Source organism: Collinsella sp. AM33-4BH (genome assembly GCF_003469205.1).
Lineage (GTDB): Bacteria > Actinomycetota > Coriobacteriia > Coriobacteriales > Coriobacteriaceae > Collinsella.
The window spans coordinates 97075-113577 of the sequence record NZ_QSIN01000005.1 but is presented as its reverse complement, the minus strand read 5'-3'; the positions used below and the strand labels follow the sequence as shown (position 1 = coordinate 113577).

At 57.1% G+C, this 16503-nt stretch carries 5 protein-coding genes; all 5 read right to left on the bottom strand.

Features of this window, described 5'->3' with window-relative positions:
* Window positions 1-167: 167 nt before the first annotated feature.
* Window positions 168-11054: a hypothetical protein gene (locus DW821_RS05290; protein WP_118065924.1), complete on the bottom strand. Its 10887-nt coding sequence runs from the start codon at window positions 11052-11054 to the stop codon at window positions 168-170.
* 40 nt (window positions 11055-11094) lie between these two features.
* The gene (locus tag DW821_RS05285; RefSeq protein WP_117637160.1) at window positions 11095-12039 is read right to left on the bottom strand and encodes a hypothetical protein; all 945 of its coding nucleotides are present in this window, start codon (window positions 12037-12039) and stop codon (window positions 11095-11097) included.
* Between the two features lie 14 nt (window positions 12040-12053).
* Window positions 12054-12893 carry a hypothetical protein gene (locus tag DW821_RS05280; protein ID WP_117803498.1) on the bottom strand — a complete coding sequence of 280 codons (840 nt, stop codon included), beginning with the start codon at window positions 12891-12893 and terminating at the stop codon, window positions 12054-12056.
* On the bottom strand, window positions 12894-13943 hold the full coding sequence (locus tag DW821_RS05275; RefSeq protein WP_117637158.1) for a hypothetical protein: 1050 nt from the start codon (window positions 13941-13943) through the stop codon (window positions 12894-12896).
* A 361-nt stretch (window positions 13944-14304) separates the two neighbouring features.
* The gene (bilR, locus tag DW821_RS05270) at window positions 14305-16335 is read right to left on the bottom strand and encodes a bilirubin reductase, long form (protein ID WP_233503129.1); all 2031 of its coding nucleotides are present in this window, start codon (window positions 16333-16335) and stop codon (window positions 14305-14307) included.
* Window positions 16336-16503: the final 168 nt, after the last annotated feature.

Sequence of the window (16503 nt, the reverse complement as noted above, 5' to 3'; positions counted from 1 at the left end):
GCCCCTTTCTTCCCCAAAACGAGCGCCGGATGCGCCTGCTGCGGTCTGGAATTATACGTATCTGAACTAACTGTCCAGCGGAGTCCAAGACTGGGATCGCGCAGACTAGAAAGGGGGCGGCAACCGGGTGGTTGCCGCCCCCTTTGCGAAGCCAGTTGGCTTCGGAACTAGTGGTCGATGCCGTTGAGGTTCACCCTCGTGAGCGTGTAGGTCACATAGTCGGGCGATTGAGGCTTTGCGCTCGCCACGTCACCCTTGACCAAGCTCGCTGTCATCACCAGACGATAGTTCGCGTAGAACTGCTCACGCTGTTCAACCTGCGTGTTGACCTTAACGGTAAAGGGCAGGCTAAACGTCGTATTACCGTTCTTCGTTTTGAACTTGCCGTTCTCCTTCGAGTCAGTGAAGGTGATCGTGCTACCGGAGGGAGCGACCGCGGCAAGCTTACTCTCCGTCACTGTTACGTAGTTGGAGATATCATCCGTTACGCTCTCATACGTGCCGTCGGTTCCGCGGCGCTGAAGCGCGAGCGTGTACACAACAGAGTCTGCGTTCGCAATTGCCTCGGCGGCGTTGCTGAGTCCACCCAGTTCATACGTGGCACCCAGACCAATCGTGCCATTCGCGATCGGACGCAGGTCGTCCACGTTAATACCAAGCTGCGACTTATCTGGCGCAGAAAGCGTAATGGTCGTATCACCCGTGTCCATGCGATAGTACCCGACGTTACCGCGCTTCGTCTGCGTCAGGCTCGAGGTATTAAGGCCTTCCTTACGCGTCGAAAGCTTGGCGGTATAGGACATCTTGGTACAGGCGTCCTCGCCAGACTGCTTGGACAGGGAGATGACCTTGTTGCAGCCGTCCGGCGTAAGGCGAATCTCTTCCACAGCCGTGCGCACGGTAAAGGATCCGCCCGTTGCACGCTTGCGGATTCTGGCGAGGTCACAATCGAGCTTGAGCTTCAGCGAGTCATCGCCCGTATCCGTCACGGTCTGCGTGAACGCAGGCGTCGAAGAATCACACTTCGCCCAATCTTCGCCATCCCACTTATAGTTCTGATTGTCGATGGCAACATAGAATTTAGCGATCGCCGAGGTTCCGCTCGGGAAACTACTCACCCCCGTCAGGGTATTGTTGGCGCCATACTTGCACAGTGACGTATCGAGCTGATAGAACAAAGAGTCCGAGTCAGCATAGCTCTGACTTGGGTTAAACGTAATCGTGTCGGTAACGTCAAGAGAAAGAACGTAGGCGGCGCCGTCCGTCGACTTCGAAACCGGAGTGCGCGCCTCCGGCTTCCCGTCGTTAACTTCCTGCCCGTAATTGGACAAGATGCTGTATGTCGATGCCGTACCGTTTTGATTATCGTCGCCACCGGTGCGCAAGACGTGATGCAGATTCCAAGATATGCGGCCACCCGAAGAATTCGAGTCAATAGACGAAGCCGTAAAACCGTTGATACTAGCTTGCGTCACGCCGTCGCCCGACTTGGGCACGTTGACAACTAGGTAGACGCTCTCCGATGCACGCTTCTCTCTGCCGGTATCCTTCTCCTTAGGTACCTTTAGCGTATAGCGGCTGTTGCTGGGAACGTCAGCACCCGCAACCTTAAACAGCGTCCACTTGCCATCGAGTTTCGCTTTAGCGGTCGCCTCTGCCTCGTTATCACACACGGTCCATGTGCCGGCGCCATCCTGTGTGGCCGACACATCCAAAATCTCGCTCAGCCATCGCTCCTGATATGGATTGCCCGCAGAATCCTTAAAGCCGTCGTTTCCGCTCAGGGAAACGCTCGTTGCTCCGCCTTCGCCCACCGTATAGTGATACTCTCTGCCACCGGCCCGGCCGTCAACGTTCGCATCGATGAGCGTAAGCTGGGTGCCCTGGGGCAACCTTCCGTCGGCACCATTGAAGAGGATGCTCTTACCGAGCCCCTTCATCGAGCCGCCAGCAGCCATATAGCTGTCCCAGCCAAAGTCGACTTCCTTCCCATTGGCAGAATTGTATGTCCAGGTAAGCAGACCCGTCATCGGCTCGCCAAAGCTCGTAAGCACGTGTGCATCTTTTCCAAGGTTAGCGTAGTCTTTTTCTTTAAATTTGATGCCGTAATCATACGTTGCAGCGAAATCAATCTCGAGCTTGCGCTTAACGACGATCGGCACCTGAACGTTGTAGCTCTGACCCGCCTCGGTAAAGGTAACGGTCAGGAGCGTAAAGCGGCCCTTGCCGTTGTCCCAATCGGAGCTTGGGCTAAACGACATATTGTTCTTGCCGTTGTTCACTACGCGAAGCGTGGGATTGTTCGACGCGTCATCGTCCTTAACGAACACACCATCCTTGAGTTGGAAAACATCTGCTTTGGCCGTCACGTGCGGATTGGTGCCATTCTCGTTATTCAATCTGCAAGCGTCAGAGAAGCCGCCGTTCGTGATGATGTTTAGATAGCTCTTGGCCGTCGTATTATCGGTACCCGAGATCACCAAAACGGGAAAATCCGTTGCAACCTTGCTGTCGCTTGCATCGTTATTCGCATTGAACATGCTCGCCACGGATTTGGCGTTATAGCTCGACGTATTTTGATAGGCGCCATCGTCATTGATGCCGCCGATGTTGGTGTAGGTATAACGGTTGGCAACGCCGGGGCTCGACGGATTCTGGATGGCCGTGGCAAGGCCAACGTTCATGCCGTCGCCGAACAGATAACGGCCGGCCGTGTCAGCATCGGAGGCGCGCACAACAAGGCCACTCGTCGGACTCGTCGTGACGTAGGGCGAAACGGCCACCGTCACATTGCCGTTCGCAGCATCGTTGCCATACAGTGTCGCGCCCTTGGCATCGGAAAGCTTGTCTTCATAGGCAGCAAATGCGATGTATGACTTTTTGTTCACTTTTTTAAGGTCGTCGGTGCCGGAAGAATTGCGCATCAGCTTGAGCGATTCACTCGCACTGTTTGGTCTAATGGCAATTCCTGCGACAAAAACGTTGACGAGATCAGCGGATGAACTATTTCCGAACAAATAGCCCTGGCTAGTTTGCGCCCCAAAGATATTGCGATCCATGAGCACATTTACGAGCCTAAATGAGCCACGGCCATCGCCAGACACGCCACCAGAACAACTTCCCAGCGATGAGTTCCATGCAGCGTTCTTGCTACCGGTAAAGTTATTCTCGCCAATGGTCGAGTTCAAAAGCGTGACAGAGTTCGCCGTGTTACCGATCGAGCCAACAACACCACCAGAATACGAACCATCGACGACCAGTCCAGTGATAGTTGAATTCTTGACCTCGAGGGCACACCCACCTTTCAGATCACCGATTAAACCGGCAGAGCACTCACGAGCACCAAGATAGATGTCTTTTATTACACAGCTATCGAACTTAAATGCACCGCCCGAAGCTGCTTCGCCGACTGCACCAGCAACGTACTTAAGATTATTCGATCCTCTAACACCAAATACCGTTTTATTCTGCACGTCGCCATGGATGCACAGATTGTAGACAGACACGATTCCATTTTCGGACCTTCCGATAAGGCCGCCGGTCCCCTCGGTCGCGCTCGATGCTGCCGGCTGAAGCGTGACATTGCTGATCTCCGCCTTTCCGGCACCCTGCGAAGGCGTTCCAGCGTCATCGGTGTTCACCAGGAAACCACCTCCGGCAAGACCCACGATACCGCCGGTCCTTGCGCTGGCAGCAGTTGACATAATTGTGGAACTCTCGGCAATAGGCATATTCGTTTTTGCCCAAACGCCACCAGCGGAATTTTGGTTCAGCTTGCCGACGAAGCCGCCGACGTTTTGCACGCCAGAAATGTCCATGTTGCTATAAGAGCAATCGTAAAGCTTGACCGGAGAATAGCGCGTGTTCGAATTTGAGGTGTCGTTACGATTCACCAGCAAAGTTGTATCTTTATCAGTCCTGCGGCTACCATAGCCGGATGCGCCGAGCAATCCGCCAACGTTATTGGGGCCATTCACCCTGCAGCTATTCGTGGTAATTCCTGCATATTTGCCGTAATCTGCCAGCGAGCTCGCGTTCGCCGTAGTACCCGCAAGCAGACCGACGCCAACCTGCTCATTACCCGCACCACTGGAGGCGCCGGCTGCATTGATATACGTAAGAGAAATATTGCAGTCATCGAACTTTAGGTTCTGGACGGTATAGCCGCCGTTGCCCGTAGCAGCAGCGCCGTCCGTTGCCGGAGTGCCGATGCTATCCAACACGTTGGTCGAGGTATACGTTACGGTACCAAAGAGAGCGCCCACTCCGGTGAGTTTGTAATTATCATCGGCGTACTCCGTGACCCCATATACCTTGCTGGCCTCTTTGCTACCGACCTTAATTGTTGCACCGTTACCGTTGATGCACGCAACAAGCGGCACGATGCGATCGCGGTCGGCGCCCTTACCGGATGCGCATGCGTTTGAGTAGTAGCGGCCCGAAAGACCCGTGTAACCCGTGCCATAAGTAGTCATGTCGTAGGTTTCACCCGCTTTGAACTGCAAATCCATTCCCGAGACCTGCGCGGCGCAGATGTTACCCGTCTGCCACGTTGCGTATTTCTTTACTAGGTAGGGGGAGTTAACGCCCGAGCCATCGCCTGCGTAGCCAAGCGCGTTACCCTCTAACTGGATACCGGGGCTTTTCATGTCATCGCTTATCGCATTAGCAAAGTCTTCAGCGGCACTCGCCGGCCTTCCAACATGTGTATAGCTCGCGTTGCGAACTTTGCCGTATTGCTTGTTGCCGAATTGGTACACTCCCTTTGCGTTGTTGCCGCCCATGTAGGCACGCGAGCCCGCATACGTTCCATACGCATCGTTCGTGGTATTCGTATTCGCCGAACCGCCGGCCGCACCGCTGCTGATGATGGCCGAGAGTACGAGCAGTCCCTGCGAGTCATTGACGGTTGTGGTTATCGCAGAGCTATTGGCGTCGTCTCCCCTATAGCGGCCCTGCGTCGCATCCGTCTTGATGCACCCCGTCTTCGAAGTATCCAGATTGTTCACCTTGTAGTTACGATCAGTGTTGTCGAGACTCTTATCATCGGTAAGCTCGCTGAACGCATAGCCGTCGATCACGCGGCCAACATATGGGTTGTCGTAGAGAGAAGCGCCAGCGCTATGCCAGTCGTTAAGGGCACCGTCGCCGCGGGAAGAGTTGCGGAAGATGACGCCGCCACCCGCAACAGCACCAACGTAGCCGCCAACGGGCACAAGGTGCGCGCCGCCATTATCGCCTGCTGCCCCAGCAACGCTAAAGCCGCCAGACGCTTTCACCGACACGCCATCGATGATATTGTCACCGCCCATGATGCAACCGATCACGCCGCCAAAAAACGCGCCCGGCACGCCAGAGGCGTCTTTATTCTTATGTGCAATAGAGGCCGCCTTGCCCGAGTATTCAATGTTCAGATTACTCACAACGCTACCGTAGCTATACGGGATCAACCCAGAAAGCGCACCTGTGTCCTTGGAGTTGTGGATCTTGATAGTCGCCTGCGTAGCTGCCTGCGACGAGCCCCTCAGATTACCAACGATAACGCCACGGAACGGGTAATCTTTATTACCCAAGCCCTGAAAAACGGCAGCGTCCAGCTCAAGCGTGTCAGTGCTTTCCCCCTTGTCGTTCTCCGGCTCGATGCTGTAGTAGGCACTCTGGAGATAGCTGTGCATCGTCGTATCGTCAAGCGTGTCATTGGGGTCGATGTCGTTCCCGATCATTCTCACCCATGTTTTGCTCGCCTGCTTGTAGACGTACGTCACTTCATTACTAGCATCCTTGCTGGACGAGCGGCGCTGGCATAGCGTTTCCTGATCGGCCGCAATCGTAACTTCCCAGCCGTCGCTTGGATTCTGAGTATTGATGTACTCAGCAACCGTGTTGAGCTCCGTTGCCTTGGTTATGGTATAGGGATCACCATAGGTGCCGCAGCCTGTCGTAAGCTTGGGCACGCGCTGGTTAACTTTGATTTCATGGTATTGGACTTTGTTTTCGTTGACATTGCCCTTTTTCACATACGGGAGATAACCACCGAATTGCGGAGTATCCGCATTTGCCTCTTTGTTGTCAACGGTGACGAGGCCAGCGCGGGTCCCATAGGTGCTCTCGTTGTAGTACCAGAGTTGCTTACCAGAGTATTCGCCCTTCGAGTCGATCTCGCTGCCGAATGTGACCTTATCGTTTGTCTGGTCATCCTTTATAAAGGTATACACCGCCGAGCCGGTCTTCCCCTCGCCGTAGCCAAAGCTCTCAAGCAAGCTTGCACGGGTAAAGATGGCGTTGTTCGTAGCACTCGGCACGTTGATGGTACCAAACGTCGCCGTAACCTGGTCGGCACTCGAACCCACGCCCAGTCTTCCAAAAAGTGAGGTTGCCACCTTGGTGTTGCGGCCGTATCCCGTAGCCGTGATGTTCTTCGCGCTCAGGTTCACGTACGTCTGCATCTCGTTTATAAGCAGAGGCATATAAGCATCAGCGCCCGTGGCCTCACTAGCGCCATCGACGGTCAAATTGTTGAGCGTAAGGCCATCAATCGAGATTTTTCTAATAGTGGTGGTCGTGCCATTGTTAGACCCATACACGTAGCGACACACCAGCGCGCCCGAAGAGCTTCCACCCGCGGCGGCAATATCATTCTTGCTTCTCCCGTCGTTGACAACGGGCCCAACAGTGCCACCCAAAGTGACGGCATTCACCGTAAGATCGCCATTTGCCACCGTTCGGAAAAGACCGCAGTGCATGTTCTCGTGCTGGGTAGCAGCAGAGTTCAGCTTGTTGCTTTTCTGCTCGGCCTTGATGTCGGAGTAATGGAAGGTGATGGTCGCATTACCAACCGTCACCTTTCCGTTCGGCTGGGTGGGATAGTAACTATAGCCCGTCAAATCAATTTCGACGCTTCTGCCGCTTTCGCCGCCGATGGCCACGGCGTCGTTGAACGCTTGCGGCACAATCATCGAGCGAATTGCGGCTGGAGCATAGCGATAAGCAGACCATAAGAGCAGCTTTTCCGCCGTATCGATTTTGCTAATTTTGGAGCTGCCTTGCCCAAGTGCCGCATAGGCTTTGTCGAGGTTGTAGTAATACCTCGTCCAGGCATTCGTGTTGTGGTTCTTGCCGAAATCGGAACGGTTGCGATAGCTGTTGTCGTTTCCCGGCTCTCCGCTCATGTCGAGCTTGCCGTCATTAACGCCGTCTTTGGTATGAAGCGAAACGACGACATTCCATTCGCCGTCCATGAGTTTGCTGGCGTCTTTATTTCCATAGGCAGGCCTCGTGCTGTTGCCGACCCATTCATCAAACGAAGTAGCATTGTCGTTGCTTTTGATTGCCGTGTTGTTGATTTTCACGCCATTGCCCGCAGCAACACCATTGACCTTATATGCAGTGTCCCAACCCGCCTTGTTCTCCAGATACAAGCCGCTATAAGTTTCCACTCCATATGTTGTGGAATTCTCCGTCCTACCGCCTCGACCGATGAGCAGACCAAGCGTTGTAGCGCTCTCGGCATTGATGGTTGCACCAGAAAGATCGATGGCATAGTTGTTGATAACCCAGTGACCGCTGGCTGCATATACGAGCCCGCCGAGTTCACCTGAGCTGTTTGCTGTTATGGAAGCGTTGTTCGTCTTGAGAGCATACGTGCTGTCGCTGGTGTTTGCGCCATCCCCGATGGTGACAACCGTATTGCCCCAGCTGTAGCCCAAAAGACCGCCAGCGCCGTTCTTCGCGTCACCGTTCTTGCCAACGGTCATGCTGAACGAATTGAACGTAAGTCCTGTGATGTTGACGTTGGTCGTATTCGCCGCGGTGCCCTGAGTGATGCAGCCGATAAGGCCGCCAATCTGGGATTTCTTATTGCTCGCGCTGTCGCCCGCGGTAATCGCATTTTCGCTCGCGGTCGCGTCACCGACCTCGAGACTCGTCACGTTGACGATAGCGACAACGTCCGCCACATAACCGATAGCGCCGCCAATGCGCGTGTTGCCGTTGAGGGTAGCGCCCGTTTTGACGGTCGCTTGCGCCTTCGTGCTGCCACTTATGTTGCTGCTGCCGAAAGTAACGGTTCCACCACCCCTCACGCTACCAGCAATGCCGCCAATGTTGACATCGTTGCCGAACGTATCATCGCAGGTGATTTTCGGCTTGCACGTAACGCCGCTGAGCGTTGTCTTGCCAGTGATAGTTGCCGCAAGCGAGCCAGCGTCGACGCCTAAGCCGTTATCGAACTTCATAACGCCATCGACGGTGAGGTTATTCACCGTCGCGCCACCGCCGATAGCGGCAAAGAGGCCCAGACGGCTGTGCCGGTAAATCTTGCCGTTGCCTTCAGTCGAATCGTTTGCGCCAAGCGCATTGCCGTTGCGCGTACCGTAAGGTTCGCCAATCGCCAAGGTAACGGTATGATGGTTGCCCTCGACAGCCCCTACGAAGGCATTAACTTGCCCGGACCCATCACATGCAAGACCTTCAAGGCCTGTACCTCGCAGGTCAATGTCGGAAGTAATTGAGATAGCATTCCCACTATTACCATACCAGCTCGTAATATTAGCCGTGCCGATGCCGAATACACCGCCAAAGTAGCCGTTCGTTTGGACCGTCATGGCAATGCATGCGAATGTATCCGCATCATTAATGAGGTATGTACCCGACTTCCCGTCACCATTTTGGGACCGTAGCTGATAACCCCAAGAGTAGCCAGCACTGCTGCCAGCATCTGGAGCACCACTCAGATTGCACAACGGCTGATAAAAGGTGCTTTCATCAAGTTTAATAAGATCCTTGCTGAGCTTGCCCTCCTCTCCGGTCAGGCGGATAACCTGGTTATAGGTCAGGTCATCGATCCTCGCCGCAGCAGGACGTTTGTAAAGCCAATAATTATCGTTCGTTGCCTCAGCATCCGAGCCTGAACCTAGAGCAAACACCAATGGGGCGCATCCATCCAAGGATCTAAGAATTTGGCTGGTATTACCGTTGGCCTCGAGCTTGCAATCGGATAAATCGGTAGTCCCACGCAAGCGCAAGACGCCGTTCCATGCCGAACCCACAATTCCGGCACCACATGCGATTGATTCGTTTTTATCAGTTTCAACGCGAACGTCCCCGCAGTCCAGAATTCCAAAACGCGAACGCCCGCCCACGCTATAGCCGCTATCCAAGGCGCCAACAACACCGCCAAACCCGCAGTTCTTTCCATTGGCTTTTGGAGAATGGCACGTGACGTCCGCGCCGTCAACGATTACAACGCCTCCAGTATTGTTGCTCTTTGCCACCCAGCCGACCAGGCCTCCTGCCAGTCGCGGCGCGACGCTGCATGTAGTATCAACCGAACAGCGGTTGCCCGCGGCACCCGTCTTTATATGAAGGGTGTTGTTCGACTTCTCTGTGTTGGTCACATCCTGAACTCTACCGACCAGACCGCCATAGATGGAGCTGGAGCCCGTCACCAGTTTGCTAGTATACGAGCCACCTGATATTGCGACATCGCCGTTCGTTGTGTCCAGGAGACCGAACACGCCGCCCGCGCCCGTGTCCCCACTTTGGCCAAGATTCACGCCCTCGCCCGTATCGATTTGGTCGTTGTTGGCAAACTCGACCGGGCCGGCAAAACTAACGTCGCCGATGAAGCCGCCGGAACTTTTGCTGTTCGCATCGCCGACGTTGGCGGGACAGGTGAACTTCTTGTTGTCCGCGCCCAGCGCGAGCCTGGTCGCCTTACCGATGAAGCCGCCACTGGCGGTGGTGCCCTTGACGGTGAGCATGTGCAGGTCGAGAGCCTCCGTGACGTTGACTGTGGCGCCTGTGTTCGAACCGACGAGACCTGCGACACCACCGGCGGAACCGCTTGCAGACTGAACGGTAGCAGCGGGAACATTAAGGGTGCCGACGTTCAAAGTCGCGCCATCCTCGACCGTGCCTACGAGCAGACCGGCATTACCGGAGCTCGTCTCGACGACACCGCCCGCGGCAAGGCTAGCGGGAAACTTAACAGACCCCACCGTAAAGGTTCCGCTCTTGACTGTATTCGCTAAAAGACCGATGTTTCCCGCTGCATTTACGTTGAGCTTCTCGAGAGAACCGGCAGGGCCATAGGTGACCTCTGTAGTAAGGTCACCCATCGCCTCACCCAAAAGGGGCGCCGTCAGAGCGGAAGTCGTATCCGTCCCGCCGGTACCTACGGGATCTGCGATGTTGACCACAGCGTTGAGCGTCTTGCCCCCACCGCTGACCTTCGTAGCGACCATCGGCGCGCTATAGGTAGTTGCGCCTATCCACTTTATCTTGACCGTATTGTTTTGGTCAGTCAGTTTGAAGTTATTGAAAACCGTCCGGTTAGACGTAAGCTCAACAGGGCTATCAACGCCATTCAACGACCTATAGATTTTGCCTTCAAACGGATGCTCATCACTGCCAAGGCCCTGGAAAGACATGCCGTTCTTAGCCGACTCGGTGAGCTTCGCATCGCCCGTGATGATAACCTTGATCTGCGCATCATAGTAAAGCGAAGCGTCGGCGTTAGACAGGACGGCGAACGCCTCCGACGACTTGACATCAAGGCTTCGGATTCCGCTCCTGTCGTCTTTGCGTACGATGTTTTCCGCGCCGTTCGCCTCGAGCAGCTCGACAAGCTCATCGAGATTTGTAATCGTCGCACCCGCCTGGTCCTCAGCGTCCTCCGAAGTCGCATCATCGGCATCTTGCTCGGCGTCGTCAGCGGCGGCATCGTCAGCGGCATCGTCGCCTTCCGTCTGGTCGCCCGTGGAATCGGAACCCGTAGCGTTATCGGTGGTATCGCCTGCTGCAGCGTCATCCTTCGCCGCGTCATCCCCAGCACTGTCGCTTTCGGCGCCGGTATCACTCGACCCAGACCCGGTCGTGACATCGCTCTTGGTCTCGCCGCTCTCGGCTGCGTCCGATGCCTCCGCAGCCGCGGTGGCAATCTCGCTCGAGATGTTCTGCCAGCCTGCCGCCACGGCGGCGACCGTGGGCGAACATGCCTGGAGCACCATGACCACCGTCATGAACTCTGCGAGTATGCGCTTTGCCGTTCTCATCGATTCCGTACCTCTTATCCTAAAAACTCTGCTTCCAGAGTTATTGAGTCTCCGTCGTGCCCGTCAGGGTAGTTCCGCTCACCCTAATGCCCAGGTCACCCCAGTCACCGGGCGTCTTGCCGTCCGCTCGGTAAAAGTTGACGATCATCGAGCCAGGCTCCATGGTGAACGTAACCGTGTGATTTGTTTTATCCGCCGTCACACCATGGTTGGTCTCGAAGAACGGATCGATCTCCACGTTCTCCCCCCACGTGAGCGTGACGTTTGCCGGTGCGCCCGTAACCGTCACACGGTAGTTGTACGCAGCGTAATCAGCAAACTTGCCAGCCTCATCAACCAGCGCGCCCTCAACCGCAGCGGTTTTGACCTCGGCCTTCTTTGACGGCACGACTTTCGCCGCCAGACAGGTGAGCTCGGTGCCGGGGCTCTCCTTCGAAACAACCATGGCCTTAATCACAAAGTAGGCATGTCCCAACTTGTCCTCAGGAAAGGTCACGGTGTAATCGTTCTTGGTAGGCTGATTCTCCGGAAGCTTGACGTTTCCGGCGGGTTGGGGCGCATAGCTCCACGTGGCACCATCGAGCCCATACCCCTCGACCGTCAAGGTATACGTCACGTTTTTATCGTTGCAGAAGTTGCTGTTGCTCAGCAAATAGTTATAGATGCTAAAGGTGAAGCTGCACTGCTTGTTGTTGGGATATACCGTAACGGAGCGCTGGGCGCGGTCGAGCTCGTCGTTGCCAGGCGCACTCATATAGCCCGTGAGCAGGTCGCTCGCAAACAGGCTCTGCGCGGTGCCCGTTGCGGCGACGGACTTTAGAAATCCGTTGGCGGTGTAGGCGGAATAGGTAAAGTAACCACCCGTCACGAGCGCCACGGCGCAAGCAAGTGCGATTGCTGCCACAACCAGCTTATTCTTGGCTAGGCTCTTGCTTTTTGCCAGCTGCTCGCGCTCGGCATCCTGCTGCTTCTCTCGCTTCTCCATGTGCGCCCCCTCTCCTACTTACCGCTCGTGTTGCGCGCGATCAGGTAGATCACATCGGTCTCTTTGGCGCTCTCGTCCCACGAAAGCTTGATGATAAAGTTGAGCGTGTCATTGTCAGTCGAGCCGTCGAGCGTCTTAGCGTTGAGTTCGCTCTTGCCGAATTTCTTGTATCGGTAGAGCGGGCGCGCGTTGCGCTGGACGTTTTGATAGTCCTTGAACGTAGGGTCGCTTGCGCCCTCGCCCGGCACGGCTGCCAGACCGTCGTTCTCCTTGTTGATATATTCGAAGCTCGTAAGCAGGTTCTCTCCGGTTGCTTTCCAGCTATAAGATTTGCCGTCTGCGGTACCGCTCACGTCGGGCGTCTGGAGCGCAGACGTGTTCTCGGCTCTGTACAGCTCAATAGTGAGACCTGTAATGTTGGTCGTATTCGCGAGTTGCAGCTCAAAACCGTCACCGCCCGTTTGCACGCAAAACGCGCGCTTGAGCGTCACCGTGTTGCCAGTCTTGGTATCGCCGTATTCGGGGTTGTAGCTCAGGTCGATCTGCTCTGTTGCCGTAGCGTTGGGGCCCAGCACTTTGAGCTCTGCCGGCTCCTTGATCTTGCCGACGGTGGAGCCGCGATTGGCATCGACGAACCATCCGAGCGTCAATCCCAGCAACACGAGAAGCACGGTAAGCAAGCCCATGATGGCAAGGGATTCGCGACGGTGGCCGCTCACCCAAGCCTTGATACGCTCGATGCGGCCAGCCGGACGCGCTTCGCCGTGCGAGCCGAACCCGTTGCCGCCGGGGTTTGCCGCTCCTTCGTTGTGTTTGATATCGCCCTGCTCGCGGGCATTAAGCTGCTCGTCCATTTATTTATCCGCCTCCTTGGCGGTAAAGCGCACGCGAATGTACTTGACGTTCTTGCCGATAATCTCGTCGGCGTTGTTGTAATAATTGGCGCAGGTTTCCACATCCGCAGAGGACATGCCGGCTCCGACAGGCGGAACCGCGCTAGGCGCCTGACCTGGCACGCTCGTGCTATCGGCGCGGAAATAGCACGCGTGGTTATTGTTGATGTCGCCGACGAGGGTCGTGTATCCCCCCTCGTCGCCTGTGTTAGCGAAAAGGTTGCCACCGTAGCCGGCGTTGCCCGTGCGAACATAGCTCTTGAACTGCTCCGGCCAAATCCAGTAGAGGGTTTTGGTGACGGTTTCGGTCGTATTGTTTGAGCCCTCAGCACGAAAGCTCTTCGCCGGAATGGTAAAGCTCTGTGTGATGACGGTGACGCTCGCTCCGTCCTGGGTCACCGTGGTTGTCGTGGGAACCAGCGGATTGGAGTAAAAGCCAGAGGTGTCTTTGCCCTGGAAAACCAAGATATGGCCGCGCACCAGATTTTTAAGCGAGTTGATGATCTCTTCATTTTTCGATGCGTCCGTAGCAGTGCCGTCCGTGCCCGCAACGCTCGTCTGGACAGAAATCTCCCAGGTCATCTCCACCGTAATATCGTGCAGGTCGTTGCAGAGCGGCTTGACGTTGAGCTGAAGCTGGCCCGCCGACCCCGGAGAAAGACTGCCATCGGCACTCATGTTATTGAGGTTGAAAAGATTGTTCACGGCAAGGCTTGTACTGTCCGACGCGTAGTTGTCCTGGGCGTCGTACTTACCTGCCGTGCCGCCCTGCGTTCCCGAGAGCACAAACCGTGGGCCCTTCGCCCCGATCGTACTCCCCGTGGCACTCACTCGGTTATTCGCGGCAAACCAGGCCAGGCATGCAAAGATGGCAACGATGGCGGCCAGCACAAACAGACCGCTCACCAGGAAATCCTTCCAGAAATCCTTGAGGGTCCGCACATGCTCGTCGGCAGCTTGGCGGTACTCGGCCGCCGTCTTGTGCTGCTGGAGCTCGCTATGTCGGTCCATGCCACTCATCGTTTGCGTTTGCCCTGCTAGCGGGCGTGCCATCCTTTCCGCTCGGTCGCGTTTATCCGTTGTTCGCAGGTAGAGAATTCAGGCAGAATACAACACCGTACGATAAGGTAAAAGAATAGCATTGACCTGCGGCTTGCTCCACAACGCAAGCCTTAATGATGTCTTAAAGATTACGAACAGCAGCCACGCCCATATGCCAAGGACTTGGTGCAAACTAATCTGCCCCCTGCACCAAAACCGGGGTGGGGCCCGCTGTTCTTGCAGGCCCCACCCCGGTTGATGGTCTATGTGCGCAGGGACGCAGTCGGGCGGGGCGGATCCGTGCTACCGCCCCGCCTGGCCGCGAAGTTAACTACAGCTCGTTGGCCGCGTGATACGCCGTGCGAATGGCGCTCGCGATGTCGGCGGTGCGCTCGCCCGAGCAGTCGCCCACGCAGGTCACGGGCACCGTTACGCCGTCCAGGTCAAACGCGTTGGCCTTGGAGCCCACGGCCATCACCACGTAATCGCAGGCGATCCTCACCGGCTCCTCAGTGCCGTCCTCGGTGGTGTGAATGGCCTCCACGCCCTCGTCGGTAATGGCGGTCAGGCGGGTCTTCACGTGCTGCTCCACGTTGTGCTCGGCAAAGTCGCTCATGATCAGCGGCAGAATGGTCTCGGACTCGCCCGCGGCAATCTTGTCGAGCATCTCGACAATCGCCACCTCGCAGCCGTGCTGCAGCAGGTACTCGGCAGTCTCTGTGCCCACCAGGCCGCCGCCGATGACGGCGACGCGGCCCGTAAGCTCCACCTTGCCGGCCAGCACGTCCCAGCTCGAGACGACCTTGTCCGAGTCGGCACCCGGAACGGGGATGACCACGTCGTGCGCACCCACGGCCACAATCGCGGCGTCGGCGGCGTTGAGGTCCGCGGGGCTAGCGGCGTGGTTGAGCTCAACCTTCACGCCCAGGCCGGGCAGAATCTTCTCGTAATACTCAACCGAGCGCATGATCTCGTCCTTGCGCGGAGGCGCGGCCGCCAGCACAATCTGGCCGCCCAAGTGATCGCTCGCCTCGTAGATGGTCACATCGTAGCCGCGCTTGGCCGCCACGCGCGCGGCCTCCAGGCCGGCGATACCGCCGCCCACCACGGCGATCTTCTTGTCGCCTTCGCCCGGCTTGATGGCGATGGTCGCCTCGTCGCCGTTCTCGGCATTGAGCACGCACGAGATGTACTTGCGGTTTTGAATCGCATCGACGCAGCCCTTGTTGCAGTTGAGGCACTCGCGGATGGGCTCACCCGTGGCAGCCTTCAGCGCAATGTCGGGGTCGCACATGAGCGAGCGGCCATAGGCGATGATGTCGGCCGCGCCGTCTTCCAGAATCTTCTCGCCGGCCTCGACCGAGACCACGCGGCCGACGGTTGCCACCGGCACGGAGACCAGGGCCTTGACGCGCTCGGCCACGGGCAGCGTCCAGTTGTAGGGCATGGCGCCCATGGGCGGAATGGTGTCGCCCATGTTGCCGGTGTGGTTGGCCTGCGCGACCTGGATCATATCGATGCCCGCGCCCTCGAGCAGCTTGGCGAACTCGCAGGCCTCGTCGGGCTGCAGGCCGCCCTTGCCGCGCGGCGTGCCGTCGGGGTTCTCCATAATCACGGGGAGCTTGTACTCCACCATCAGCTGCGGCGCGGCCTCCTTAATGGCAGCGACGACCTCGAGCGCGTAGCGGACGCGGTTCTCGAACGAGCCGCCGTACTCGTCGGTGCGCTGGTTGAGGATGGCCGAGCACAGCGAACCCACCAGGCGGTCGCCGTGGACCTCGATGGCATCGATCCCGGCCTGCTGCGCGCGAGCGGCCGAGGCAGCGATGGCTTCCTTGATCTGGGTGAGCTGCTCTACGCTCGCCTCGTTCACAAAGTGCTGCATGTCGTGGTGCAGCTTGGCGTAGGCCTGCTTGCGGATCTCGTTGGACTCGGCCATCTTGGCGGCAAAGGTCTCCTCGTCGCCGGCGGCCTTTGCCTCCTGCGCAGCTTTCGCAGCGGCCATGGAGCCCATGACCATGCGGCCGACGCCGGGGACGTCGTACTCGGGGTGGAACAGCTGCAGCGCGACCTTGGCGCCGTGCTTGTGGACGGCGTCGGCCAGGGCCTTAAACGTGGGGATCTGAGCGTCGGTCGCCAGCTTGGGCGTGGGGCTTGCGGTCATAACGGGAGCGACGTCGCCGATGACGATGTAGCTCACGCCGCCACGGGCCAGGCGCTCGTAAAAAGCCAGGCTGCGCTCGCCGATGGAACCGTCGCGCTCCTCGTAGCCGGTGGTCAGCGGCGGGAACATAATGCGGTTCTTGAGCTCAAGGGGGCCAACCGTAATGGGCTGGAGCAGCTTGGATGCAGGTGCGGTCATGGACATTCCTCTCTTGTAGGCGCGGCGGCGATGGTGCCGCGTAGTTGTCTAGAGGATATGGCATGGGAGCACAGTGGCGCAACGGAAATCGGCAGACAGCAGGTAGCGGCAGGTGGATGGGGCGGGGCCGGCTGCCGGTTTGTCTCGATCTGTAACAGTAAGACCCTA

What these genes read in the sequence shown, in the direction of transcription:
- DW821_RS05290 (WP_118065924.1), bottom strand. Translation starts at nt 11,054, where the DNA reads ATGAGAACGGCAAAGCGCATACTCGCAGAGTTCATGACGGTGGTCATG.
- DW821_RS05285 (WP_117637160.1), bottom strand. Translation starts at nt 12,039, where the DNA reads ATGGAGAAGCGAGAGAAGCAGCAGGATGCCGAGCGCGAGCAGCTGGCA.
- DW821_RS05280 (WP_117803498.1), bottom strand. Translation starts at nt 12,893, where the DNA reads ATGGACGAGCAGCTTAATGCCCGCGAGCAGGGCGATATCAAACACAAC.
- DW821_RS05275 (WP_117637158.1), bottom strand. Translation starts at nt 13,943, where the DNA reads ATGGACCGACATAGCGAGCTCCAGCAGCACAAGACGGCGGCCGAGTAC.
- bilR (WP_233503129.1), bottom strand. Translation starts at nt 16,335, where the DNA reads ATGACCGCACCTGCATCCAAGCTGCTCCAGCCCATTACGGTTGGCCCC.